The sequence below is a fragment of the Pedobacter sp. N23S346 genome, from assembly GCF_048515415.1.
Lineage (GTDB): Bacteria > Bacteroidota > Bacteroidia > Sphingobacteriales > Sphingobacteriaceae > Pedobacter.
On sequence record NZ_JBLYEE010000001.1, the window covers coordinates 638,297 to 664,309 of the forward strand.

Sequence of the window (26,013 nt, forward strand, 5' to 3'; positions counted from 1 at the left end):
GTTAGATAATTATTTGTAGTTTTACGAATAATTCAATATGCACGATTTTTGGAATAACCTGCATCACCTGATTGATCCCGAGAAATTATTGAGGGAGGGCGGTTTCTATCTTGTCGTATTTGTAATTTATGCGGAAACCGGTCTTTTCTTCGGTTTCTTTCTCCCAGGTGATTATTTGTTGTTTCTTGCGGGCATGTTTGTTGCTACAGGAAAGTTGGATGTAAATATTGCATTGCTGCTGGCTGGTCTTTGTGTTGCAGCCATTTCCGGTAACTTTACCGGTTATTGGTTTGGACGAAAAACGGGTCCGGTGCTGTATACCAGAAAAGACAGTTTCTTTTTTAAAAAGAAATATCTTAAGGCTGCAGAACGCTATTATAACAAACAAGGGGCTTTTGCATTAATTATGGGCAGGTTTGTGCCAATTGTTCGAACTTTTGCACCGATTTTTGCTGGGGTGGTGAGATTAGACTTCAAAAGGTTCGCACTTTACAACGTAGTTGGTGGTGTACTATGGATTTGCTCTCTTACATTATTAGGGTATTTCTTAGGAAGAAGGTTTGAAAAAGAAATTAACGATTACTTATTATATATTATTATAGGCTTCATCTTTATTACAACTATCCCTTTATTGATTACATTTGTAAAAAGTAAAGTAACAAGTTCTGACGAGGAAAAGACAGATTCAAATTAAAATGGCAAAAGAAGAAACTCACGCTTGGCATAGCGTATCACCAGGTAAAAACGTACCGGAAATTGTAAATGCAATTATTGAAATCCCAAAAGGCTCAAAAGCAAAATACGAAATAGATAAAGAATCTGGCTTGATTAAATTAGACAGGGTTCTTTTCTCATCAGTAATGTACCCTGCTAACTATGGCTTTATTCCTCAAACTTATTGTGATGATAAAGATCCATTAGATATTTTGGTGCTTTGTTCTGTAGACGTTTATCCTATGACTTTAATCGAAGCGAAAGTTGTTGGTGTAATGCATATGGTGGATAATGGTGAGCAAGATGATAAAATTATTGCGGTAGCTGCTCATGATATGTCTGTTAATTACATTAACGATTTAGATGAATTGCCTCCACACCAAATGAAAGAAATTGTTCGTTTCTTCCAGGATTATAAAGCTTTAGAAGATAAAAATGTAACTATCGAACATTTGTTAGGTGTTCGCTATGCTCATAAAGTAATTAAAGAAAGCATGGAACTTTATAACACTACATTTAGAGAATTAGCTTAATGGATTTACCCACGGTTTGCTTGTTTTTAAATTTTAAACTAAGCGCAATCCTTCCATCAACAGACTTGGCGATGGTTGCCCTGGCGGAAACTGATACAACTTCTGTTGGATGGCGATTATTTTTTGCATTATTTCTGGTATTGTTGAATGGATTTTTCGTTGCGGCAGAGTTTGCCATTGTTAAAGTTCGAGCATCTCAAATTGAAATTAAAGCAAAAACAGGCAGTAGAGTGGGTAAAATGGCCAAAACGATTATCCATAACCTGGATGGTTATCTGGCCGCCACACAGCTAGGTATAACGCTTGCATCACTAGGCTTAGGCTGGGTTGGTGAAGGCGTTATGCATACTATTTTTAAAAATCTTTTTGATAGCCTCCAATGGGGCTTAAGTGATGCTTCTATTCATACTGCATCTACAATAGTGGCATTCTCACTAATCACTGTAATGCACATCGTATTTGGTGAACTTGCTCCTAAATCTTTTGCTATTCAGCGTCCGGTGGCTACAACATTATTTGTTTCGGTACCCTTGCAAATCTTTTACGTTGTTTTCAGGCCATTCATCTGGACTTTAAATAGCCTTGCAGCAATAATTTTAAAGCCATTTGGTATCGATACATCAGCTGGGCATGAATCGCTTCACAGTACAGAAGAATTACAGTATTTACTGGAGCAAGGTAAAGAAAGTGGTGCGCTTGATAATAACGAGCACGAACTGATTAAAAATGTTTTCGATTTTAATGAGCGTGTAGTTAAAAATATTATGGTACCCAGAACGAAAATTTCGGGTATCGAATTAAGTTCTCCGAAGGAAGAAGTGATAGACAGAATTATTAAAGAAGGATATTCCCGTTTACCGGTTTATGATGAAATTATGGACAAAATCGTTGGGATTATTCACGCCAAGGATATTCTTCCACTAGTTGCAGCAGGAAACCAACACTGGACATTAAACGACATCATCCGCAAGCCTTACTTAGTTACAGAAACAAAAAAAATTAATGATTTGATGAGTGAGCTTCAAAGCAATCGCATTCAAATTGCTATCGTTTTAGATGAGTTTGGTGGAACAGCTGGAATGGTTACACTAGAAGATATTGTGGAAGAATTAGTGGGTGAGATTCAGGATGAATACGATGAAGAGAAACCACTGGTTGAAAAAGTATCTGATAATGAATTTATCGTAAATGCTTTCGCAACGGTTTATGATGTTAATGAGCATTTACCACATGATTTGCCAGAGGATGAAGATTTCGATACTATTGGTGGTTTGGTATCTCACGTGTTTGAACGCATTCCCGAAGTTGGCGAAAGTAATGAATCATATGGTTACTTATTTACCATTTTGAAGAAAACCGAGCAAAACATTGAAACAATAAAGTTAGAATTGGTGATCAGTAAAGAAGATATGGTTGATAATCACTAATTTCAACGTATGCATATTTTTTATACGCCAGATATTACCCAAAATACTTATACCCTAAACGAAGAAGAAAGTAAACACTGTGTTCGTGTTCTTCGTCTTTCCACAGGTGCTGTGGTTAATCTCGTTGATGGTATTGGCGGTTTCTACACTGCAGAAATTATTGCTGATCATCCTAAAAAAGTTGTTCTATCTATCCTTAACGTAGAACGAGCGTTTCATAAAAGAAATCACTATCTCCATATTGCGGTAGCACCAACTAAAAACATTGATAGACTGGAGTGGTTCTTAGAAAAAGCCACTGAATTAGGAATTGATGAAATTACGCCAATTATAACTGATCGATCAGAACGAAGAGTAGTTAAGGAGGATCGTTTAAATAAAGTAATCACGTCTGCTATAAAACAATCTATTAAAGCATACCATCCGAAGCTAAATGAGGCGACCTCGTTTGATGATTTCTTAAAACTGCCTTTTGATGGCGAGCAGTTAATAGCGCATTGTATCGATAATTCTGAGAAGAAGTTTATTTCTGAACAAGTAGTACCCCATCAAAAATATTTAATTCTTATTGGTCCCGAAGGTGATTTCACACCAGAAGAAGTTGATTTAGCTTTGAATAAAGGCTTTAAACCACTAACTTTAGGTGAGAACAGGTTACGCACAGAAACTGCTGCGTTATCTGTTTGTTTTGAGATTAATTACCTTAACCGATGAAAAGAGTTAAAAGTTATAAGTTAAAAGTTGTAGGGCAAAATTCATTCCTGTTTTTCCTTGTTCCTTGCTCATTATTCCTTATTCTGGTTTCATTTAAGGTACCTTCTTATCGAATGGGCAAATTAAAGTACAATGGAGGTGGCGATTGGTATGCTGACAGAACAGCACTTCCGAATCTTATCGCTTTCTGTAATTCGAATCTCAAAACCAATTTTTATGCTGAAGAAAGCATTGTTGAAGTTGGAGGTAAAGAAATCTTCGGTTATCCCTTTGTTTATATGACCGGGCATGGAAATGTACAGTTCAGCGATCTTGAAGCAAAAAATTTACGGCAATATCTAATTGGAGGTGGTTTTCTTCATATTGATGATAATTATGGCTTGGACAAGTTTATCAGGCCGCAAATGAAGAAGGTATTTCCAGAACTCAGCTTTGTAGAACTGCCATCTAATCATGCCATTTACAATCAGAAATTTAAGTTTTCAGGGGGCTTACCAAAAATTCATGAACATGACAATAAGCGTCCGCAAGGGTTTGCATTGATCTACAAGGGAAGAGTAGTTTGCTATTATACTTATGAATGCGATTTGGGGAATGGCTGGGAAGATCTTGGGACTTATCCTGAAGACACACAGGAGACGCGCTTAAAGGCGCTTAAAATGGGCGCAAATCTGGTGCAATATGCTTTAACACAATAATACGATGAATAAGATTGCGGTAAATGAAAACACGCTGTTTAATATTGAAGAGCGGGAAGCAAAAACTTTTGTGAATGATAAGGAGGTGGAACTGGATTTAAGCAAGATCTCACCTTCACAAACTCATATATTATATCATAACAAATCCTATAATGTTGAGATTATCGATGCCAGTCAACAAGATAAAACCTGCAAAATAAAAATCAATGGAACCATCTTTGAAACTAAAGTAGAAGACCAATTTGATCAGTTATTAAAACAGTTGGGAATGGATAATTTAGCTTCGAGTAAAGTCACTGAAATAAAAGCACCGATGCCAGGCTTGGTTTTAAAGGTATTGGTAGAAGCGTATGCTGAAGTGAAAAAAGGAGATAATCTTTTGGTGCTGGAAGCGATGAAAATGGAAAACATTTTAAAATCTCCAGCAGATGGTATTGTTAGTAAAGTAGCCATCAAGCAAGGAGATAAAGTGGAGAAGAATCAAATATTAATTCAATTTAAATAAGAAATTATAGCCTTTAAGATAATTATCGAAAGCTAATTAAATTTAAACCACCTAATTAGCTGTTCTTAAATGTTTTAGGTGGCAAAGCTTAAAGTTAATAAAGCATCACGCAAAAAGAAAGTCCCGGTTTTTAGTCGGGACTTTTCTTTTATGTCTTATTTACTTCTTCCCACCCGGTAAGGTTTTGGAGGGGGTGTTTTAAAACTTCTTTTGCCAACGGTACTAATTTCAGGTGCTCCAAGCATGGTCATTGCGCAACGGAAACCTACTTCTGCAGATGATTCATCCTGTTGCAGGAAACGACGTGTGGCTGGATTTAACCAATAAGCCATATCATTCCACGAGCCACCTTTATAAACTCTTGATTTATCATTAACCAGCGTTACACCTTCTTCATTTAAGATGGTATTCTGTCTGTCGCGATAACCCCTTTGATCTGCCTGGTATACGTTAGCCGTTCCAATCGTTTGTGGATCTGTAGATTTTGAAATAGAATCTACGCGTTTTGCTTGCGCCTGTTTTTCAGCCCAGGTTTGTTTTCTGCCAGAATAAGCATTTTCCTTAATTGGATTGCCATATTTATCAAGCGAAATTTTGCCGCTTTGAGTATCTTCTAATTTTTTATTAGTGAAGTAATTACCACGATAAGGGTTAAATGCATCAGCATCAGTAAAAGTACCCGTTCTGTAAACATCATTAACCCACTCATTTACGTTTCCAGCCATGTTAAATAAGCCGAAATCATTTGCAGCGTATTGGATCACTGGCACTGTTAAATCACCTTTATCATTTAATGATCCGCCAACACCCATATAATCTCCAGGCGCTCTTTTAAAGTTAGCCTGAATCATACCTCTGGTTTTTTTACTTGCAGAACTAACACCCAATCCGTTCCATGGATATATTTTGTTCTGGTTAATGTTTTCGTATTCTGTGTTACCGATAAGTCCGAGAGCTGCATATTCCCATTCAGCCTCTGTAGGTAAACGATAAGGCTGCATGATTACACCATCTTCTAAGGTTGCTGTTCTGCGTGGTTGTGCATTTCCTTTTCCTGAGCCAGCAGTAGTTGTAGCCGCTCCTGCTTTAGTATTGTAATCAACCGGGGCATTTTTCCCCTTATCATCATATTGGCCATTAAGGTAGGCATCAGTATTGAAAGGCTTATCTGGTTTTGGCGTCGCAGCAGCTGTTGCGTTGTTACCTTTACCCGTATTACCTGCGTTAAGCGTTTTATAATCTGTTAAAATGCCTTTTTCGCGCAAAATAAACTCATTAGCTCTTGATGTTCTCCATTCGCAATAGCGTGATGCTTGTTCCCATGATACGCCAACAACAGGGTAATCACGGTAAGCCGGATGTCTTAAATAATTATCAACGTAAGGTTCGTTATAAGATAAAGCACTACGCCAAACCAGTGTGTCAGGTAGTTCATTGTAATATAACTCACGATCTTCAGGATAATTATATCGGATCCAGTGTAGGTATTCTAACCAATCGGTGTTAGAAACTTCCGTTTCATCCATATAAAATGAAGGAACTGTTACCTGCCTTTTATAATTGTAAATATTTGGTTCTACACCTGGTACTTCAATTGCACTGCCACCAACCACTAAAACACCACCTTCTATCGGAATTAATCCCGGGCCTGGTGCACGCTTGTATTGTGTAGCTACGGCAAAGGCTCCTGATGCATTAGTTTTGCTCTTTCGATTTGCATAGGGAATGCCCGTTTTGCTCGAACTGTTTCCACCTTTCGAGCTACAGCCAGATAGCAGAACTGCCAATGACAAACAAGTAAAAGAATATAGTAATAGTTTTTTCATATGTTACTTTAAAAAAGTATCGCCCAACAACGTTTCAACTGATAAAATTAAACAAATTTAAGTGAATATATAAATATAATAACAATTTATTGAGATATATTTATAATGCATAAGGTATCAGTTTCTTTTCTAATTTGTCTATTTAATTTGAAACATAATTTTTCGCTAAAACACTGTAAATAAGGTGTCTAAAAATTAAGATCACTTATAGATGACGTATGCATCCAAACGATAATTTTAAAATAGAATCTTATCTTCATTCTTTCAAACAGGAATATATAAAAAACTCAAATCGGTCATCATAAAGAATAATACTGTACAAGGATCAAATCAATCTAATGGCGCATTCTGGTGTTAAATACTCCAGAATGATGTGAGGCGCTAAAATGAATGAAACAGTAAATATTGTGATCGCAAAATTAAATAGTAAAGCAGGAACAAATGTTGCAATGAGCGAGAATGTAAGTTAGCATATAAAATGCAATAACCTGTTGATTAGCTTTGGGTTGTTTATTTTGCAGTTACAGCAGTATGTAAAAAAACGTAGTTTAGTTAGTAAATTATGAGTTAATTCGTATTTTGGTAAAATATACTTTTTGGTTTTACGTTAAAAGAACATATTCTTCAAGTTTTTTTTCAAATACCAAAATCTAAAATTACGTACCTTTAAAGGATGAATCTCAAGTACATTAGTAAACTTGCTTTTTCTGCATTCTCATTGGCTTTGATGTTTGGTAAAACAAACGCTCAAGTGGTTGTCGGCAATACTTTAACCAGTGGCAGTGAGTCTAACAATATTGTAACCGCTGTTCCATTTTTATTGATCACACCTGATGCCCGTGCCGGGGCGATGGGGGATGCAGGTGTAGCGGTGCCAGGTGATGTGAATTCAGCCAGTATAAATCCTTCGAAATTAGCTTTTATTGATAAGCCATATGGCTTTGCTGTTTCTTATAGTCCGTGGTTAAAAAACCTGGTTCCTGATATTAGCCTTGCCTATCTTAGTGGTTTCTATAAATTAGACGATAGAAATACCATAGGCGCGTCATTGAGGTATTTTTCTTTAGGTTCGATTCAATTAACAGATATTAATCAACAAGAGTTAGGGATTGCCAATCCGAATGAATTGGCTTTTGATGTTACTTTTGCGAGAAATTTTGGTGAAGAATTCTCATTAGGAACCTCTCTGAGATATATTTATTCCAATCTGGCTTCTGGTCAGTTTGCTTCCGGGCAGGTTCGTGGAGGCAATGCAATTGCTGTTGATGTTTCCGGTTTGTATAAAACATCAAGTAATTTGTTTGGTAAGCCAACTATTTTTTCTGCTGGCGCGAACATTTCGAACATTGGCACGAAAATGAGTTATTCTGATGATGGTCAAGGTTTTTTTCTGCCTACAAATTTTAAATTAGGTGGTGCATCTACCATTACTCTGGATGATTACAGTACTTTCACTTTTGCACTTGATTTTAATAAGTTACTGGTGCCAACGCAACCTATTTACGATGCAAATAATAACATTGTAAGTGGTAAAGATCCAAATCGGTCAGTTCCTGCCGGAATATTTGGCTCATTTAGTGACGCACCTGGCGGCTTTAGTGAGGAACTTAAGGAAGTGGGCATCTCAACTGGGGTAGAGTATTGGTACAATCAACAATTTGCAATAAGAGCAGGTTATAATCACCAAAGTCCAATGAAGGGAGATAGTCGCTATTTTACACTGGGGCTGGGCTTAAAATACAATGTTTTCAATATAGATTTCTCTTATTTGTTAGCAAATGCGCAAACAAGTCCGCTCGCAAATACCCTACGTTTTGGTCTTTTGTTTAACTTTGGCGATAAGAAAATCGTAAAGTAAAGTCATTATCTGATGTCTTTATCAATTGATTCTTCCAATTAGGTCATTAATCCAATTAAATGAAAATTAGAGTAGGCTTCGGCTTCGACGTACACCAGTTAAAAGATCAGCATCCTTTTGTGGTTGGTGGCGTAACTTTAGATCACCATAAAGGGGCCTTTGGGCATTCAGATGCGGATGTTTTACTTCATGCCATTTGCGATGCACTTCTAGGAGCTGCAAACCTGCGCGATATCGGTTTCCATTTCAAAAATACAGACGACCGTTGGAAGGGGATTAGTAGTGTTATTCTGTTAAAAGAAACGGTGAAATTACTAACAGAAAAAGGATGGCAAGTAGGTAATATTGATGCGATGCTTTGTTTGGAAGCACCAAAAATTAATCCTCATATTCCTGCCATGCAAGAAAATATTGCAGCGGCTATTGGAGTTTCTACCGAAGATATTTCTATAAAGGCAACCACAAATGAGCTAATGGGCTTTGTTGGCCGGGAAGAAGGTGTTGTAGCTTATGCCGTTTGCTTGATTGAAAAAGCCTAAATGCTTTATTAAGTTATAGATTGCAATAAAAAAGGCTGGGTTAAGGATTATCCTCCAGCTTCCATTTTACTTCTATGTATTAAAGGTTTATTTAAGCTTATTCATCCAGGTAGCCAAATTTCCCTTCATTATAATCTGCTATAGCCTGGCTAATTTCTTCATTAGTATTCATTAAAAATGGACCGTAATGTGCAATTGGCTCATTAATGGGTTCACCGCTTAGTACCAACACTATACTATTTTCTAAGGCTTCGATTTCAATTTCTGTTCCATTGTTTTTAAAATAAACAAAGCTATTTACCTCTGCATTTTCTATTCCATTCACTTTAATACCACCTTCAACAATCATCAAGCCCGTATTTAAATTTTCCGGGAAGGAAAAATTCGCTTTTCCGCCTTTATTGATTCTGGCATTATATAAATGAATAAGCGAAAAGGTTTGAGCACTTCCTTTAATGCCTTGATAATCTCCGGCAATTATTTCGATTTTTCCGGCTTGATCGGGCAAATCAATATAGGCCATTTCCGCCTGCTTAATGGCCTGGTACTTTGGTTTTCCCATTTTATCCTTCGCAGGTAAATTAACCCAAAGTTGAATCATTTGGAAAGGTCCGCCTGTAAGACTGTATTGCGTTTCATGGTATTCTTTATGGAGGATGCCACTCGCGGCGGTCATCCATTGAACATCGCCTGGATAGATAACACCACAGCTTCCAGCACTATCATGATGCGCAACAGCTCCATAGTAAGCTATGGTTACGGTTTCAAAACCGCGGTGTGGATGCATTCCTACTCCCCTAGGATTTTTACGGGCAGAAAAATTAATTTTTGAACCATAATCCATCAGAAAAAAAGGATTCATGTCAATAGGATACCCGCCAGGGAAAAAGTTATGCACGCGAAATCCATCACCAACCATGTGTGGTGCAGGCGCTTTTAAAATGCTGGCTATTTGTTTTGTTTCCATTACTTTTTCAATTATGGAGGCATAGGGTTTTGAGCACGGCGTTTCAATGCTCAAAACCCTATGCTCTGTTATGCTTGTTTGATGAACTGTAATTCTCCCAGTAACCGAACTTCTTCACTTACCATAACGCCACCACCCTCAATAGACGTGTTCCAGGTTAAGCCGAAATCTGTGCGGTTAATTGTTCCACTTAGGGTAAAACCAGCTTTTGTATTTCCCCATGGATCTATAGCGATACCTCCAAACTCGGCCGTTAATTTTATAGGTCTGGTTTCACCTTTGATTGTTAAGTTGCCTTCGATCATATAATCATCACTACCATCTTTTTTAACCAATGAAGAAATAAATTCTATGTGAGGGAATTTTTCACCATCAAAGAAGTCTGCACTTTTCAAGTGATCATCCCGATCTGTATTTCCGGTATCAAGAGAGTTGATATCGCCTTTGAAAGTAATTTCCGAATGATCAAAATCTTCGCCTTCAGTATCTAAAGTTGCCGAAAACGACTTCATATTGCCAGTAATGGTTGTGATCATCAAGTGTTTAACCTTGAACTGAAGTTCGCTATGTGTTGGATCTAAAATCCATTTTATGATTGCCATATATTTTGTTTTTGATGCGTTTAATATTACATCACAAAATTACGGTACAGGCTTAAGCTCGGGGTTGATGTATGGTAATTAATTATTGAAGGAGTGAATTAGAGAATGTTAGCGTGTTGAAAGGACATTCTTTCATTCAAAATTCCATCATTCATTCATTTAAATTATTGAGAGATTGAATTAGAGAATGTTAGCGTATTGAAAGGACATTCTTTCATTCAAAATTCCATCATTCATTCATTCAAATTATTGAGGGATTGAATTAGAGAATGTTAGCGTATTGAAAAGGACACTCACTCATTCAAAATTCATTCATTCAAATTATTGAGGGATTGAATTAGAGAATGTTAGCGTATTGAAAGGACATTCACTCATTCAAAACTCAATCCTTCAAAATTATTTAAGGTCGAAAATGCTTGTGGGCCAGTTCTTTTCTTACTCTGCTCAATGATTCAGGTGTAATACCCAAGTAAGATGCAATCATCCATTGGGGTGCACGGAGGGTAAGGTTTGGGTAAAGCTTAATAAAATCTAGGTAACGTTCTTCAGCAGTTGCACTGAGGAGCATATTGATTCTTTTCTGCATAAAACGAATTGAATTATTAAGCAATCTTAAATGCATGGGTTGCAGACATGGAACCTTAAAGGCAGCCTGTTCCATAAAATCATTTGGCATGATAATCACTTCTGTAGCTTCGATGGCATTAATAAAAAATATTGATGGCTCATTATTCATATTATTCCGGTCTGAGATTAACCAGTTCTCTGGTGCAAACTGAAGAATATGCTCCTTGCCTTTAACATCAATAGAATAAGCTCTTAATAATCCTTTACAAACGAAGTAACCATGTTTATGAATATCGCCAATATATTGAAGGATCTCACCCTTATCAAATTTTTTTACTTTTAAATCGGAGGAAATACTGTCGAATTGCTCATCAGTTATGGCTATTTTTTCTTTAAGATAGTTTTTAAACTGATCAATCATGAAGCGGAGATTTACTTTTTAGATGGTTTAATGTCTGAAAAATCGACGCCGCATTTGCAGTTGCCTCCGCAGCCATCTTTCTTCACCTGAAGAGATTTGTAAACCAAACGGCCAACATATACCAATGCTACCGCAAAAAGTAAAAAGACTAAAATGGTTTGAATATTCATAATACAAATATAATGAGCTTTTCCAGTTTTGGTGTTCAGTGGAATGTAAATTATTGAACGGACTGAGGTAACTGGAAAACATTTTACCAGAGAGATAACATCGTTTTTACACCGGGGTTAAAAGTAAAAACCCATGTTTTGTGTTCTCTTTGCCTATTCTTAGTGTGGTTAAGCTTGATGCAATACAAATAGAATTTACCACTGAGGTCACTGAGGTTTGCACGGAGCGCACTGAGATGAAAAAGTTTTTAGCTAAAGCTATTTAACCCAGCTTTGCGTGCTCTGCGCCTTTTCTTTGTGTTCTTTGTGGTTAAAAATCAGTAATCATTCCGTAATGTTTGATATTAATTTTTCGCCACGGAATCACAGAAATCACGGAATAATCAGATATCTCTATACTTTATTATTGATGTGCGCTGTGGTTAAGCTTTGATGCGATAGAAATAGAATTTACCACCGCATTGAGATGAAAAGTTGTTAGCTAAAGCCATTTAACCCAGCTTTGTGTTCTCTGCGCCTTTTCTTTGTGTTCTCTGTGGTTAAAAAACCAGAGATCATTCCTCCATAAAGCCAACCGTACCACCAACCCAGTCAAAATCTGCATTGTACCTCACGCCGATCATTTTGCCACGACTTAACCTGGCCAGATTGATGCAAAGTTGCGGCACACCACCATCAGGCCATAAATACATCATCCTGATTTCTACTTTCACACCGCCAGTTGGCGATTGTACAACAGGTTCATAGTTAACTTTTCGCTGTAAAATCCAATTTTCAGGATCAGGAATGGCATTAATATCGTGTTCTGTAACATCGATTATTACGCCCATGCCGGCGAAAGAAAATAAGGGCTTTAATACATAATTTTCCAAATCAGTTGGAATGCTATCTATTTGATTTAAGAATCGCGTTTCTGGCACGAATTCACTATCCAGAAAAGGCATGGTGTATTTGCTGATTCTATAAAACCAATTGGGATGAGTTACCCATTCAATATCAAGTTCCTCGCGGGGGTCAAAGCTGGTTTTAAAGATTTCCGGATTATTGGCTACTTCATCAAATATCAATCGGTTATAAATTCTTTTTAAATGAATCTGCTCACCATTTTCTTCGTAGAAGAGTTGCTTACCTACTTTTTTGATATCTGCCAATGCCAGTATTTTGATGCCCAGCAACTTTTGCGTCACAAAAAAATCGATGGCTGTTTTTTGATTCGGTGCGTCGATATCCATCAGCGCCACTTCATGTGGTTGATGCTGGCCAATAATTACTTCTTTTAATAATTGGATGTATTGCTCTTCATTAAATCCATTCAAAAAATAATTAACTGATGGATCAATGTTAAAATGCCTTGCAAAAGTTTTACCCAGGTGATGCTGGAAACCATAAAGCGATGGGAAACCTTGCATTTCAATTAGCATCGGTGTTAATTCTCCTGCCTCATCTTTACAAATGCCAAAATCGAAAGTTAAAAAATGGGGATGATCATTTTCATGAGGTACATTCCATTCTGGCGGAATTGATGGAGAGGTGATATCTTTAAAGTTAGGGTGTTTAATCAGTTTAATGATTTCTTCGCCTGCCGCAATTAATTTTTCTTTTAATGCTTTTGGAATGAATACTGGTGTTTCCGCCACGCGAAAAGGAATTTGAGGATAACCGGTTTCAAGGTCTTTAATGAATGCCTGATACTTTTCATCATTAATCTGCTTATTGTATTTTTCGCGTTGGGAAGGTATCATATGTTAGTATTTGTTTTTGACAACCGACTTTGATGTTATGCTTCTTGCAAATTTCCGATTGCTTTTTGCAGAAAATTAGGTAAAATTACGCTTTGCGTTAGAACAATCCTTGCCGGATCATCCAAACTATTCAGCATATCTAAATACTTTTGTTCACCATGCATATCAACAATAGCTTTCTTCTTTTCTTCCTGAAGCAAGTACATTTTCATCCCGATTGGATCTGCCTCTGGATGAAACTGCGTACCAATAATTTCATTTGAAAATCTAATCGACATCATGCAGCGTTCCAAATCGACATGTTTTCGTTCTTTTTCTATCGCCAGTAGTTTAGCGCCTTTTCTTTCAAAAGCATCAAAATCTGGTTCAATTACCTGCCAATCTCTACTATCTACAGAAAAGAATGGATTGGTGATGCCGTTAAAAATCTCATCCTGTTCGCCTTCTTCGGTAAGTGTGATTGGAAAGATTCCAAAAGCATTCGATCGCCTTTCCGTTACGTTTCCTAATTTATATTTGCGGCAAGCCAGTTGGAAGGAGTGGCAGATTAAAAAGGCATACTTTTTCTGTATTTCACTTTCTTTATTAAAGGTCTCAATCTGATCGAGCAGATTGTAAAAATCGTTTTCCCACTTTTCGCCTTCACTCTCCAGCGGGCTTCCTGGTCCGCCACTAGAAATATAAGCATCGTATTCCAGCCCGGGGATTTCTCCCTTCTGCCTTAAATCAAAAAGATCAAAAGAAAGGTTAATTTGATTGTCGTCTCTATAGCGTGCAAGAATTTCCTGAATTCCCCGCATGCCCTGGTTAGGAGCGCCGTTATTCATGTCAATAACGGCGACCTTAAAATCTTTTTTATTCATCGTAAAATTACTTGGCACCAATCAGTGTTTGGGTAGTAATGTAATCCACTACCGATTCAAAGCTACCAGTTTGTTGATAAACAGCCAACTGCCTGTCTGCTCCGGTTCCGTGTTCCAGTATTTTATGAACGTAATTAATATCGTCGCGGCAGCCTAATTCATCAACTACATCATCTACAAAATCCAATAATTCGAGGATCAGGTTACGGCAATTTACTTCCATTTCTTTCCCGAAATCGATCAGGTTTCCATCAATACCATAACGGGCAGCACGCCATTTATTTTCATTAATAAGTGCTCTGGAATAGCTGATGAATTCCATATTCTGCAAACGCAGCTTATATAATTTTGCACATAATGCCTGGAACAGGGCAGTAAAAGCCATTGTCTCGTCAATCAGCATTGGGCAATCGCAAATGCGGAATTCTACCGTATCAAAAAATGGGTGGACACGAATGTCCCACCAGATTTTCTTAGCATTATCCATGCAATTGGTTTTGATCAGCAGTTTTACATAGCTATCATAATCTTCAATGCTGTTAAAAATATCAGGAATTCCGGTACGAGGAAACTTGTCGAAAATTTTAGTTCTGAATGATTTATAACCTGTATTTCTCGATTCCCAAAAAGGCGAATTTGTTGATAATGCAAATACGTGCGGTAAAAAATACCGAACCTGATTGGCAATGTGTATAGCCAGCTCACGCGATTGAAAACCAACATGAACATGAAGACCAAAAATCAGGTTAGATCTTGCGGCCTCCTGCAATTCGTTTACAATTTCATTATAGCGCGGATGCTCGGTAATTAATTGCTTTTCCCAATGTGAGAATGGGTGAGTGCCCGCAGCACCAATCCGTAATCCTTGTTCTCCGGCCAGTTGCGAAACGGTATAGCGAAGCTGAGAAATTTCTTTCCTGGCTTCGGTAGTCGATTTACAAATTCCGGTTCCAACCTCTACCACAGCTTGATGCATTTCGGCCTTTACCTGGTCTTTATGGATCTTTTGTGCAGCTTCAACAATTTTTTGATCATGCGAGGTAAGCTCCCTGGTAACAGGATCAATTACCATGTACTCTTCCTCTATGCCCAGCGTAAATTCATTCATCCTGATAAGTATTTATAAAATCCCTTTTATTTTTTAGGTGCTGCTTTTTTAGGCTTTGCAGTAGTTTTTTCGGCAACTGCCTTAGCTACAACAGGTTTTTTAGCAGTTGCCTTTGGTGCCGCTTTAGCCACTAAGGGTTTTCCGGCAACCGATGCCTTAATGTATTCGCCCCAGGTTAAATTATCCTGACCATCTATTTGTGCTTTGGCTCTTTCGATGGCATAATTTGCAGTGGTTTCTACTACCCAGTCAAAATTTTCTTGTCCAACGCTTTTAATATCTGCATCGGGTGCAGGGTTGCAGAAATCAATCGCAATAGGCACACCATCGCGAACGGCAAATTCTACTGTATTAAAATCGTAGCCCAGGTACTGGCACAATTTAAGCGTATATTCCTCTACCGTTTTTAGCAATTTAGGGTCTGGCGCCTTACCATCTACGGCGTAGCGTAAGTGATGCGGGTTACGGGGATCATATTGCATAATGCGCACATGTTTTCCGCCTATGCAGTAACACCTAAAGTATTCTTCGAAAATAATTTCTTCTTGTAAAAGCATTACCAATTGCTCGGTACCGCTGTGTTTATCAAAAAAATCTTCCTTATCGTGAAGTTTATAAACATCTCTCCATCCACCGCCATCGTATGGTTTCATATAAGCGGGGAAGCCGGTATATTCAAAAATGGCATCCCAATCTAAAGGCATGGCGAGGTTAGAAAAAGATTCTCCTGTAGTGCCTGTTGGGTGCTGTCTTGATGGAATCAAGGCTGTTTTTGGAACCGGAACACCAATTTGTTCTGCAAGTGCATTGTTAAAGAATTTCTCGTCAGCACTCCACCAGAATGGATTATTAATTACGGCAGTACCAGTGGTGGCTGCATTTTTTAACGATGCACGGTAAAACGGAACATCCTGAGAAATGCGATCAATAATTACCGAATAACCTAGTGGTACATTCTGAAATATCTTGTCGATTTTAACCGCTTCAGCGGTAATGCCTTCTTCAGCTTTCTGATTAATCCTCTCGATAACGGCTTCTGGGAAAGAACGCTCCTGGCCGAATAGAATCCCTATTTTTTTCATTTGTATTAGTTTTTAGTTCGTTACTCGTTTTTTATCAATCGTTTTAAGCAATTCGAAAAACGATAAACAAATAACAATTATCATTTAAATTTGTGCTATATAATTAGGAAACATTTCCCGCCAGATTGGCCAGTCGTGATCTGCATTTTGCCTGATGTCCAGCCAATGATCTATTCCCTTTTTGGCAAGAATTCCTGATAAGTTCTCGTTATCTGCACGGCACATATCGCGGTCTGTGGTTCCAAGAACAATTTTCATGTGGTGCAATTCCGGGTTGCTATTGTTCATCAGGTTATCCACCGGATTATTGAAATAAACATCATCGTTATAAAAACCATCTAACTGGCCTTTAATATCGAAAGCACCACTCATGCTAAACATATGGCTTACCAGCCATGGGTGGCGAAAGGCAAAATTAGCCGCATGGTACCCACCGAAGCTACACCCAGCGGTGATAATTTTGCTACTTCCGGTTTCATTTCTGGCTAATGGTGCAACTTCTTCCAGTAAATATTTATCATACCAGATATGATTTTTTACCCGGTCTGCAGGATGGATGCCCTTATTATACCAGCTCAATTTATCAATACTATCAGGACAATAAATTTTAATTTTCCCTTCATTGATGAAGCCTTCAACAGAATCAATTAATTTGAAGTCTTTATTCTCATAATAGCGCCCCATACTGGTTGGAAATAGCAAAACAGGAATGCCGGCATGACCAAAGATGAGCATATCTATATCAGCACTTAAATTCGGGCTATACCACTTTTTATGTTCTTCTCTCATATTAAAAATTGAATGTTTTAAGATAGAAATTTAATCTTAAAAAAAGAATGTCCTCAACTTTAAATAAAAGCAGCGTGTAAAAATTTAATACTGATAATTAATAGTTTAGTGAGATTTGTACCTTTGCAAAATTATTAGGCGAGATGCCAGGGTTAGGGAGTTTAAGATATGTATACTACAATTTTATCAGTAAAAGTTAATATTAATAGTTTTAAAATTTCTTCTGCTTATTTAAAGCATGAGGTTGAAATAGATATGTATATGCCTGAAGGGATATTAGGCAACGAGAAAATAGAATTGCTATTTATTAATGATGGTCAGGACTTGGCGAAGATGGAATTTGCTAAAATTCTGGAAGATGCACATCTTAACAAAAGAAATAACAGGTTAATTGTGGTGGCGATAAAAGCTTCTGCAGATCGTTTAATGGAATATGGCGTAGCTGGTAAGCCCGATTTTAAAGGAAGAGGAGCAAATGCAGGATTATACAACGACTTTGTAATTAAAGAACTTTTGCCTTTTGTTAAGAAGAAAATTGCCATGCCTGTTACGGGTAAAGTGGCTTTTGCAGGTTTTTCGCTAGGTGGTTTATCTGCTTTTGATATTGCGTGGAATAATCCTGCTGTTTTTGATGTGATTGGTGTTTTCTCTGGCGCTTTCTGGTGGCGTAAAAAAGACCTTACTGATGGTTATACAGATGCAGATCGAATTATTCATGAGCTGATTGATTCTACGGATAGTAAACCAGATATGAAATTCTGGCTGATGACCGGAACAGAAGATGAAAAAGCAGACCGCAATAGAAACCTAATTATTGATTCTATTGATGATACCATTGATGTAGTAAAAGGACTTTTAAAGAAAGGCTATAAAAGACCTGAAAACATTTTTTATTACGAAAAAGTAGGTGGCAAGCACGATGTACCTACCTGGGAAAGTGTAATGCCGGCATTTTTAAACTGGGCGTTTGAGGTTTAAGCATTAATCATATTTAAGCAAGATGCCTGTATCGAAAATGGTCCACAGGCAACTTCGCTGTCCACAGGCTTTAAGGGCATTATTCGTCCAGGTGTTGCAGGTTTTAAAAATGCTGTAACTTCCTTTTGCTTCATAAAATGCATCGCCACTATCATAGCGAATATTCGTATTCACTTTAATAAAATTCCCTGAAGCATCTGGCTGAAAGCTATTGCTCACAAATTCAATGAGTTTACGATATTGCGCATCGCTGATCATTACTTTCTTGCATTGTTTATCTTCTACCATGTTTTGATAATAAGTGGTATGCATGGCAGAAGTACCTAAGCCAGATATGGCTTTTACAGCGGTAGCGAGTTTTAAATCAGAAAATTCAGGTGTTTCCAGGTAAAATTTTTTATCTCCCCAGCCAATTGCCAGGTAGTGATAAGTGCTATCTGCTTTCAGGGTGTTGGTATAAGGGATTTTCTCAGTCCAGTTTATTGCTTTATTTGCTGCGGGCATTACAATATCGGTATGGATGCCATTAGATAAAATATACATGGCCACCTCTTGTTTATTCGTAGGATGGGCATTTACGGTGATTCGCGATAAACAAAAAGCCAGCAGAAAGTAAAATCCAATCAGCGAGATGAAGATAACCGTAAACTTACCAGCGTATTTTAGAAACCGTTTATTCATTTGGAAATAGAGTTGGTTCCTCTTTAATACAAAATGAGGCAGTTGGGTAACCCAAAATTTTTCTTATTGTATAATTATCAGTTTTGATGATGATGTTATCGAAAAAGGTGATTTTTTATGGGCTGGTGTATTTTTTATCTTCGTGGTATGATAAAAGGACTATTTGAAACCCATATTGATGTTGAAGATTTAGAAAGATCTATAGATTTTTATAAAAATGTGATGGGTTTAACCCAATGTTATTATGAAGAAGGAAGGAGAATTGCTTTCTTTTGGGTTGGCGAGCCAAAGGGAGCCATGCTGGGGCTTTGGGAAAAACCGAAAGGCGAAGTATGTGTAAGGCACTTTGCTTTTAGGTGCGATGTGGATGATGTGCTGAACAAATCTGTAAGCTTTTTACAAGAGAATAACCTGAAGCCTTATAATTTTTTAAAGAGTGATGATTTAGCACCTATGGTTTTTGCCTGGATGCCGGCTATTGCTATCTATTTTAATGATCCTGATGGGAATGCCTTAGAGTTTATTGCTATGCTGGAAGGTGAGGCCAAGCCAGAATTAGGTGTTATTTCTTACCAGGAATGGGAGCAATCTTTTTAATACGATCACAATTTCACTCCTCCTGAGAGGTACCTGCAAGGCGGGGTGGTTAATCAGTGATCTTTTTCTCTTAACAAATCCGTCATTGCTGATGAAAGTTTTTTCAGCCGCCGAAGCAATCTTTACTTCAAATTTCAAGGTTTTTGGTAAATAATGCATAATTATTGTTGAATAAAAATCCGTTAAAATTTGGCTTAATCAAATTAACTTCCGACTATTGTAATGCAAAGATAAATATTAAACACTAGGCAGATTCAGCCTGATTTTATTAACAAAAATACCAATGCGTTCTATAACGGACCATTGTCTTTAGTTGAAAGATATCCCAGGGGAGCCGTTTTAGGACGGTATTCTTGTTACCTAGTGTAATTTGTCTTTGCAGCCCCTGGGCTTTTACTTATTTTCTGATTAATCAATATGTAATGCAAAGACAATTTGAAAAATCAACAACCTTCATCACAGTATGTGGTGAGTTCTTGACGTATGATCTACGAAACAGATCAGTCCTCAAAATCAACCAAAACGTTGTTTCACAATTAACAGATGGGAGGGAAGTTTTATGTTAGTCCTTACCCAAGAGCAAGTAGAAAAAATAGGCGAATATTTTCAGCATTACGACGTTGATGATACTGAAGATAATCTTTTCTTTATGTTGGATAGATTAATTGTAAGTGACGAGGAACGGATTATACGGAATGATACAACATCAGATTTGCTGAATATGATCAGACAACTGACAAAAATGTTGAGAAATTGTAAGCCTTCTAACGATCAGCAGAATTAAAAATAATTAACCGACCAGGCTCACTCAAATATAATTGCGGGAGCCTGGTCTTTTTATCGTTTGGATTTTTGAAGCGAGAAGTATTAATCAACATCCTTATCTTCAATCATGATGCCGCCACCTTCGCAATGAATTAATACGGTGCATTGATCACGTTTATCATTAACCAGAACCTTTGTGTTGATTTTGCAAAGTTTAGCGGCCAGGGCATCCTGAATTTCACTCCATTCCTGACTCAGTGTATCCAATTCTTTTTCCCGGCCTTCTCTTTCTACGCAGGCAATGAGGTGTTCATCAGCTTGTGCTGAAGTAATATATTTTTCTTTCGATAAGTCTGGAACTTCTGCCTGGTCCATCGCTTTTTTTGCAGCCTCTACCTCCAGCGATTTCTCTTCATACTGATCAAATAATTCTTGTATAGATTTTTCCATTTATATAATACCATCTAAATCTTCGTTTGTTTTATTCATTTATCTGCATATATAGAAATGCTTTATGGCCAGTTTTATGGTGCATCTAAACTTTAGAAATAAGTGCCGTATTTTTCAATAAGAACAAGATACAGAAGATGTACAGCCGCTATCTTCTGTATTTAAAATCAGGATTAATTACAGGTCGCGCTGTGGCATTGGCAACTTTCCAGGAAGTGCGGTACATCCATTCGGTCATCTTTCTCAGTTTTTTGTAATCAATGTGTTCAGGATCATCTTTTGGTGTATGATAATCAGGGTGTAATAAGGTGGTGTAAAAAACGGATGGAATTCCTAATTTCAGAAAGGGTGCATGATCACTTCTATATAAAAAGCCTTCTTTGTGATTGGGATTATCCCAAACCGTATCCAGCTTAAATTTTGGGCCTTCATCATTAGCCTGAAGTGCCATTTGAGTTAAAAGTTTTGAGGTGTTATTTGCACCAAGCGTACCCAGAATGGCGGCACTATCAATGGCATTTCTTCCAATTAAATCGGCATTAAGAACTGCTACAATATCTTCTTTCTTTACTGTAGGATGCTGCGTATAATAGGTTGATCCGAACAGATAAGGTTCTTCTGAGCCGAAAGAAATAAATAACTGTGATCTTTTAGCTGGTTTTTGGTTATAAGCCCTGGCAATGGCCAACATGGCTACTACTGCGCTTCCATTATCATCAGCGCCATTATAAATAGAATCGCCGTTTTGAGGCTCTCTAACGCCCATATGATCGATGTGACTGGTAATTAAAACATTTTCATTTTTTAGTTTTAAATCGGTTCCTTCAATTTTGCCAATCACATTAACAGAAGGATATAAAAATGAGTCGGTTGTTAGGTTTGCGGTAAAACGAATCTTTTTAGTTTTTAGCAGTTCTGTGTCTTTATCCAGCATCCAAAAAGCTGGGATACTAAGGTTGTTTTGTGCTGAAGTATGTAATCCGTTATCCAGCCTGTAATTCCCTCTTTCAAAGCGTGCCCGAACATGCTCATGCCAGCCAGTTTTTGTAAATTCATCGTTCGCCAGAAAGATGATTCCCTTAACTTTTTTTTCTGCCAGTAAACTTCGGTATTTAAGGGACGCCAATCTCTGCATAAATCTTACTTTCGGGAAAGCAACATTTAGATCCAGGTCATCATAAGTTGGAATTAAAGCAACTACTTTGCCTGCTAAATCTGCTGAATTGATGGCCTCCTTTGTACCCTTTCCGATGTAGATAATATCTGCATCAATATTTGAGGGAAATGGTTCTATTGCCAGAATATCTTTCCAAAGTATCAGGTTTCTATCGCCAATTTTAATGGTGCTCGAAGCCGATAGCTGATCTCTTCGTACATTAAAAAACTGAAAGAACGTTCCATCAATACCAGCAGGCTTCATTCCTGTAGCCCGCATTTGGTCTGCAAGCCAAACTGCTGCCCGGAGTTCATCTGGCGAACAAAATTCCCTCCCTCTAAATCCATCGCCGGCAAAGGTATATAAATCGGTTTTTAAGTCCGTTTCTCTTATGGCTGCCAAACCCTCTTTAGGTGCTAATTGTGCTTTGGCTGATAAATGGATTAATATAGATAAGCAAATAACGAAAAGGGATTGGGATAGACTCTTTACCATAATTTTGATTGAAAATAAAACAATTAGCAATGGTACGAAAAAACTTGATCGAAACATTTTTTGAGTAAAAAGAACTGACCTTCCCTAAGAACGGAACCGCATTATGGGAAAACCAAGCTTGAAATAGTTTAGGTTGGCACCACCTCTGGCTTTTCTAATTAAAAATGAGATGATTACAACATTATTATAGGATTAAATAGTAAGCAATATAGTAGAAAATCCATTTCTAAACACTATCTTTGCGCCAAATTTGAGGCGCATTTTATGCAAAAGATTAGAAATATAGCTATTATAGCACACGTTGACCACGGTAAAACCACGTTGGTTGATAAGATTTTACACTCTTGTTCTATTTTTCGTGACAACGAACAAACAGGAGATTTGATATTGGATAATAACGATTTAGAGCGCGAGCGTGGTATCACGATTGTATCTAAAAACGTATCTGTTCAGTACAAAGACGTAAAGATTAACATTATTGACACTCCTGGTCACGCGGATTTTGGCGGTGAGGTAGAGCGTGTTTTGAAAATGGCAGATGGTGTACTTTTACTTTGCGATGCTTTTGAAGGTGCAATGCCTCAAACGCGTTTCGTAACGCAAAAAGCTTTAGCCCTTGGTTTAAAACCGATTGTGGTGGTAAACAAGGTAGATAAAGAAAACTGTCGCCCGGAAGAGGTTTATGAGCAAATTTTCGAATTGTTCTTTAACCTTGAAGCTACTGAAGAACAATTGGATTTCCCGGTTATTTACGGTTCATCTAAACAAGGATGGATGAGTACAGATTGGAAAGTTCCAACTACTGATATTTTCGCTTTATTGGATGCGGTTGTAGCAAACATTCCACCTGCGCCAATTAACGATGGTACTTTACAAATGCAAATTACTTCGTTAGATTATTCATCTTTCGTAGGTCGTATTGCAATTGGTCGTGTTCACCGCGGTACAATTAAAGAAAACCAACCGGTAACTTTAATTAAACGCGATGGTAAGATTGTTAAAACCAGAGTAAAAGAACTTTATACTTTCGAAGGTTTAGGAAAAATCCGTACCACAGAAGTAAGTTCTGGTGATATTTGTGCGGTTGTAGGTATTGATGGTTTTGATATTGGTGATACCATTTCTGACTTTGATTCACCAGAACAATTGCCAGTAATCAGCATTGATGAGCCAACAATGAACATGTTGTTTACCATTAACAACTCTCCATTTTTTGGTAAAGAAGGTAAATTGGTTACTTCTCAACGTATTAAAGAGCGTTTGATTAAAGAAACTGAGAAAAATTTAGCTTTAAAAGTTGTTGAAACAGCATCTCCTGATTCATGGTTGGTTTACGGTCGTGGTATTCTCCATTTATCAGTTCTAATCGAAACGATGCGTCGTGAAGGTTATGAGATTCAGGTTGGTCAGCCACAGGTTATCGTAAAAGAAATCGATGGTAAAAAACATGAGCCAATTGAAACTTTAATTGTTGATGTACCGGGTGAAGTTTCTGGTAAAGTAATTGAATTGGTAACTCAACGTAAAGGTGAGTTGTTAATTATGGAGCCAAAAGGCGATTTACAACACTTAGAATTCGAAATCCCATCTCGTGGTATTATCGGTTTACGTAACAACGTTTTAACTGCTACTGCTGGTGAGGCGATTATGGCACACCGTTTCAAAGCTTACGAGCCTTGGAAAGGTACAATTCCAGGTCGTTCGAATGGTGTATTGGTTTCGATGGATAAAGGTCAGACAACTGCTTATTCTATTGATAAGTTACAGGATAGAGGTCGTTTCTTTGTTGATCCGGGAGTTGATGTTTATGAAGGACAAATTATGGGTGAGCACATCCGTGATAATGACTTGGTAGTAAACATTGTTAAAGGAAAAGCATTAACCAACATGCGTGCATCTGGTACTGATGATAATGCTCGTATCGCACCTGCAATTAAATTCTCGTTAGAAGAGGCTATGGAGTACATCCAGGCTGATGAGTATATCGAGGTTACACCTGCAAGCATGCGTTTACGTAAAATCTTCTTAACAGAACAAGAACGTAAAGTTAAAGGAAAGCAATTCGTTTAGGTCTCTAAATCCCCTAAAAAGGACTTAATAATATCAAAGCCTCGATGTAAATCGGGGCTTTTTTGGTTTTAATTATTGTTTTTCAGCTCTAAATTAAATTTATGCAAATCACAAGCATAGATAGGGTTAAGAACATTAAGCAGCATGGCGGCATAAGCCTTTTATAAACGAAACATTATTCAACGGAAAACTAAAAACGATCAACGAAAAAAGCAATCCCTTACTTTCCTAAAAAACCATCTACTGCATTAATAGCATTCTTTACCCGCAACTCTCCTAAACCACCAATTACTTTATAATTTGCATCTAAAGCCTTCAGCTCCTCGTGCCAAACTTTCATAAAATATTCACGTTGATTGGGAAAATCACGAAGTGGATCATCCTGCCATGGGAGATCAATATCCAGGAGTAGATAAAGATCATAAGGTCTTTTCGGGAGGGCATCTAAAACCAGTTGTGGTGTTTCACCTAACATTTCGTCGCTCCATATTTTTACGGTTACGAATGTGGTGTCGCAAATAATAAAGTCGCTTTCAGTAGTAACCAAAATTGCATCTTCCAAAGCAACCTGACCGTAAAACATGTTTACCTCATCTTGTAATGTATATGGCGCAATTAGGTTTTCGCAATAATAACGGGCATATTCTGGCACCCAGGAAACTTTGTAATGTTTCGCTAAAAGTTGAGACATGGTAGATTTACCCGTACTCTCCGGCCCCACAATGGCTATTTTTTTAATTAATTTGTTCACGATAGGTTTTTCTCCAATCTAAATAACCCTTAAAGGCAATGATAATTAATACCACATACAACAGGGCACTCAGATTTAGGTTTTTGTAGATAAATAAAGGGACATAGCAAATGTTCACGAATACCCAGAGCAACCAGTTCTCGAGTATTTTTCTGGTGAGTAAAAACTGGGCAACAAAGCTAACTGAAGTGCAAAATCCATCTGCGTAGGGTACGGTACTATTGGTGAAGTTAGCCATAAACCAACCCAGGAAAATGCTTAAGGCCAGCACAAAAATGATAACCAGGAGCCAATATTTCGTAGCAAGTTTCGTAATTGGTTTATTATGGGCTACTTTTTTAGTGATCCAGAAGTACCAGCCATAAAATGCCGTAAATAAAAAATAGATTTGAAGGGTCATGTCACCATACATGGCTTCCCTAAAGAATAAAAAGCCATAAGCAACCACACTTATAATGGAGATCGGCCAGTTCCAAATGCTTTCTCTGGCAGCCAGGTAGATGCAAATAAAACCAGTAATTACCGCAACCCATTCCAAAGCAGTAGTTTGGTGGAGCTGTGACAATAAGAATTTGAAAAATGATGCCTGTAACACGATCATAGAGATCAAATGTAGTAGAAAAAGCCATAAAAGAAAAAATCCGGCTGAGGAGGGCTCCTCAAACCGGATAATAAACCAAACAAACTATTTATGAAGAAATCCTCATTTGCGGTTAACTACTCCGCGGAGGAAGCTTTAGATCTTTTTCTAAAGTATATACAAAACGCATATATGTTCTGCTTATTACAAGATTTTTGCCAATAATGTTTAATTGTATTATTCATGACTTAAACATGACTTCGTGTTCTTTTAACACTATATTAATGTTACGTTTTAACATAATTTTAACGATTGTTTACTAATTTAGCGGTCGATTTACAGAGAATACATCAATTTGCTTGGCG

27 protein-coding genes are annotated in these 26,013 nt (G+C 37.5%); 12 read left to right on the forward strand and 15 right to left on the reverse strand.

What is annotated here, in order from left to right; translation table 11 throughout:
* Positions 1–37 precede the first annotated feature (37 nt).
* The 6 genes from ACN1CD_RS02710 (at position 38) to ACN1CD_RS02735 (ending at position 4,591) form a co-directional block, all read left to right on the forward strand.
* Positions 38–694: a DedA family protein gene (locus ACN1CD_RS02710; RefSeq protein ID WP_419128704.1), complete on the forward strand. Its 657-nt coding sequence runs from the start codon at positions 38–40 to the stop codon at positions 692–694.
* A gap of 1 nt (position 695) precedes the next feature.
* Positions 696–1,247 carry an inorganic diphosphatase gene (locus ACN1CD_RS02715; RefSeq protein WP_029282047.1) on the forward strand — a complete coding sequence of 184 codons (552 nt, stop codon included), beginning with the start codon at positions 696–698 and terminating at the stop codon, positions 1,245–1,247.
* Positions 1,248–1,318: 71 nt separating this feature from the next.
* A complete protein-coding gene (locus tag ACN1CD_RS02720) occupies positions 1,319–2,674 on the forward strand; it encodes a hemolysin family protein (RefSeq protein WP_419128961.1) in 1,356 nt (451 codons plus the stop codon).
* Between the two features lie 9 nt (positions 2,675–2,683).
* Positions 2,684–3,388, forward strand: a complete 705-nt coding sequence (locus ACN1CD_RS02725; RefSeq protein ID WP_419128705.1) for a 16S rRNA (uracil(1498)-N(3))-methyltransferase — start codon at positions 2,684–2,686, stop codon at positions 3,386–3,388.
* Positions 3,385–4,086 (forward strand): DUF4159 domain-containing protein, encoded by a 702-nt coding sequence (locus tag ACN1CD_RS02730; RefSeq protein ID WP_419128706.1) that lies wholly within the window; start codon positions 3,385–3,387, stop codon positions 4,084–4,086. The genes ACN1CD_RS02725 and ACN1CD_RS02730 overlap by 4 nt, the downstream gene beginning before the upstream one ends.
* Before the next feature lie 4 nt (positions 4,087–4,090).
* Complete coding sequence (locus ACN1CD_RS02735; RefSeq protein ID WP_419128707.1) at positions 4,091–4,591, forward strand: biotin/lipoyl-containing protein; 501 nt, start codon at positions 4,091–4,093, stop codon at positions 4,589–4,591.
* A 155-nt stretch (positions 4,592–4,746) separates the two neighbouring features.
* On the opposite strand, the gene ACN1CD_RS02740 is transcribed toward ACN1CD_RS02735, so the two are convergent.
* Positions 4,747–6,417 (reverse strand): SUMF1/EgtB/PvdO family nonheme iron enzyme, encoded by a 1,671-nt coding sequence (locus ACN1CD_RS02740; protein ID WP_419128708.1) that lies wholly within the window; start codon positions 6,415–6,417, stop codon positions 4,747–4,749.
* A gap of 673 nt (positions 6,418–7,090) precedes the next feature.
* On the opposite strand from ACN1CD_RS02740, the gene porV reads away from it, so the two are divergent.
* Together porV and ispF are read left to right on the forward strand one after the other, a co-directional pair.
* Positions 7,091–8,275 carry a type IX secretion system outer membrane channel protein PorV gene (porV, locus tag ACN1CD_RS02745; protein ID WP_419128710.1) on the forward strand — a complete coding sequence of 395 codons (1,185 nt, stop codon included), beginning with the start codon at positions 7,091–7,093 and terminating at the stop codon, positions 8,273–8,275.
* Positions 8,276–8,334: 59 nt separating this feature from the next.
* Positions 8,335–8,814 carry a 2-C-methyl-D-erythritol 2,4-cyclodiphosphate synthase gene (ispF, locus tag ACN1CD_RS02750; RefSeq protein WP_419128711.1) on the forward strand — a complete coding sequence of 160 codons (480 nt, stop codon included), beginning with the start codon at positions 8,335–8,337 and terminating at the stop codon, positions 8,812–8,814.
* A 97-nt stretch (positions 8,815–8,911) separates the two neighbouring features.
* Here the strand turns inward: ispF and ACN1CD_RS02755 are convergent, their stop codons facing one another.
* The 9 genes from ACN1CD_RS02755 to ACN1CD_RS02795 all read right to left on the reverse strand — a co-directional run bounded on the left by ACN1CD_RS02755 (position 8,912) and on the right by ACN1CD_RS02795 (position 17,125).
* The gene (locus ACN1CD_RS02755; RefSeq protein WP_419128712.1) at positions 8,912–9,781 is read right to left on the reverse strand and encodes a pirin family protein; all 870 of its coding nucleotides are present in this window, start codon (positions 9,779–9,781) and stop codon (positions 8,912–8,914) included.
* Between the two features lie 68 nt (positions 9,782–9,849).
* Positions 9,850–10,383, reverse strand: coding sequence for a YceI family protein (locus ACN1CD_RS02760; protein WP_419128713.1), 534 nt, complete (start codon positions 10,381–10,383; stop codon positions 9,850–9,852).
* A 400-nt stretch (positions 10,384–10,783) separates the two neighbouring features.
* Positions 10,784–11,371: a Crp/Fnr family transcriptional regulator gene (locus ACN1CD_RS02765; RefSeq protein ID WP_419128715.1), complete on the reverse strand. Its 588-nt coding sequence runs from the start codon at positions 11,369–11,371 to the stop codon at positions 10,784–10,786.
* 11 nt (positions 11,372–11,382) lie between these two features.
* Positions 11,383–11,541, reverse strand: coding sequence for a FeoB-associated Cys-rich membrane protein (locus tag ACN1CD_RS02770; protein WP_238414987.1), 159 nt, complete (start codon positions 11,539–11,541; stop codon positions 11,383–11,385).
* 554 nt (positions 11,542–12,095) lie between these two features.
* On the reverse strand, positions 12,096–13,283 hold the full coding sequence (locus tag ACN1CD_RS02775) for a hypothetical protein (RefSeq protein ID WP_419128716.1): 1,188 nt from the start codon (positions 13,281–13,283) through the stop codon (positions 12,096–12,098).
* A 35-nt stretch (positions 13,284–13,318) separates the two neighbouring features.
* Entirely contained in the window at positions 13,319–14,146 is an 828-nt protein-coding gene (locus tag ACN1CD_RS02780) for a type 1 glutamine amidotransferase (protein WP_419128717.1), read from the reverse strand.
* Positions 14,147–14,153: 7 nt separating this feature from the next.
* Positions 14,154–15,254, reverse strand: coding sequence for a carboxylate-amine ligase (locus ACN1CD_RS02785; protein ID WP_154279578.1), 1,101 nt, complete (start codon positions 15,252–15,254; stop codon positions 14,154–14,156).
* A gap of 26 nt (positions 15,255–15,280) precedes the next feature.
* Complete coding sequence (locus ACN1CD_RS02790) at positions 15,281–16,336, reverse strand: ATP-grasp domain-containing protein (protein ID WP_419128718.1); 1,056 nt, start codon at positions 16,334–16,336, stop codon at positions 15,281–15,283.
* 84 nt (positions 16,337–16,420) lie between these two features.
* On the reverse strand, positions 16,421–17,125 hold the full coding sequence (locus ACN1CD_RS02795) for an esterase family protein (RefSeq protein ID WP_419128719.1): 705 nt from the start codon (positions 17,123–17,125) through the stop codon (positions 16,421–16,423).
* A gap of 168 nt (positions 17,126–17,293) precedes the next feature.
* On the opposite strand from ACN1CD_RS02795, the gene ACN1CD_RS02800 reads away from it, so the two are divergent.
* A complete protein-coding gene (locus ACN1CD_RS02800) occupies positions 17,294–18,103 on the forward strand; it encodes an alpha/beta hydrolase (protein ID WP_419128720.1) in 810 nt (269 codons plus the stop codon).
* A 3-nt stretch (positions 18,104–18,106) separates the two neighbouring features.
* Here the strand turns inward: ACN1CD_RS02800 and ACN1CD_RS02805 are convergent, their stop codons facing one another.
* On the reverse strand, positions 18,107–18,784 hold the full coding sequence (locus ACN1CD_RS02805; protein WP_419128721.1) for a TIGR02117 family protein: 678 nt from the start codon (positions 18,782–18,784) through the stop codon (positions 18,107–18,109).
* Between the two features lie 147 nt (positions 18,785–18,931).
* Here ACN1CD_RS02805 and ACN1CD_RS02810 point away from each other — a divergent pair, with 147 nt between their 5' ends.
* On the forward strand, positions 18,932–19,381 hold the full coding sequence (locus ACN1CD_RS02810) for a VOC family protein (protein ID WP_419128723.1): 450 nt from the start codon (positions 18,932–18,934) through the stop codon (positions 19,379–19,381).
* A gap of 559 nt (positions 19,382–19,940) precedes the next feature.
* Positions 19,941–20,165: a hypothetical protein gene (locus ACN1CD_RS02815; RefSeq protein ID WP_419128724.1), complete on the forward strand. Its 225-nt coding sequence runs from the start codon at positions 19,941–19,943 to the stop codon at positions 20,163–20,165.
* A gap of 83 nt (positions 20,166–20,248) precedes the next feature.
* Here the strand turns inward: ACN1CD_RS02815 and ACN1CD_RS02820 are convergent, their stop codons facing one another.
* Positions 20,249–20,596, reverse strand: coding sequence for a hypothetical protein (locus ACN1CD_RS02820; protein WP_419128725.1), 348 nt, complete (start codon positions 20,594–20,596; stop codon positions 20,249–20,251).
* 148 nt (positions 20,597–20,744) lie between these two features.
* On the reverse strand, positions 20,745–22,247 hold the full coding sequence (locus tag ACN1CD_RS02825; RefSeq protein ID WP_419128726.1) for a M28 family metallopeptidase: 1,503 nt from the start codon (positions 22,245–22,247) through the stop codon (positions 20,745–20,747).
* A gap of 264 nt (positions 22,248–22,511) precedes the next feature.
* On the opposite strand from ACN1CD_RS02825, the gene typA reads away from it, so the two are divergent.
* A complete protein-coding gene (gene typA, locus ACN1CD_RS02830; RefSeq protein ID WP_419128727.1) occupies positions 22,512–24,317 on the forward strand; it encodes a translational GTPase TypA in 1,806 nt (601 codons plus the stop codon).
* 220 nt (positions 24,318–24,537) lie between these two features.
* Here typA and ACN1CD_RS02835 read toward each other — a convergent pair whose 3' ends face one another.
* Entirely contained in the window at positions 24,538–25,068 is a 531-nt protein-coding gene (locus ACN1CD_RS02835; RefSeq protein WP_419128728.1) for an AAA family ATPase, read from the reverse strand.
* Positions 25,052–25,669 (reverse strand): nicotinamide riboside transporter PnuC, encoded by a 618-nt coding sequence (gene pnuC, locus ACN1CD_RS02840; protein ID WP_419128729.1) that lies wholly within the window; start codon positions 25,667–25,669, stop codon positions 25,052–25,054. The genes ACN1CD_RS02835 and pnuC overlap by 17 nt, the downstream gene beginning before the upstream one ends.
* Positions 25,670–26,013 lie beyond the last annotated feature (344 nt).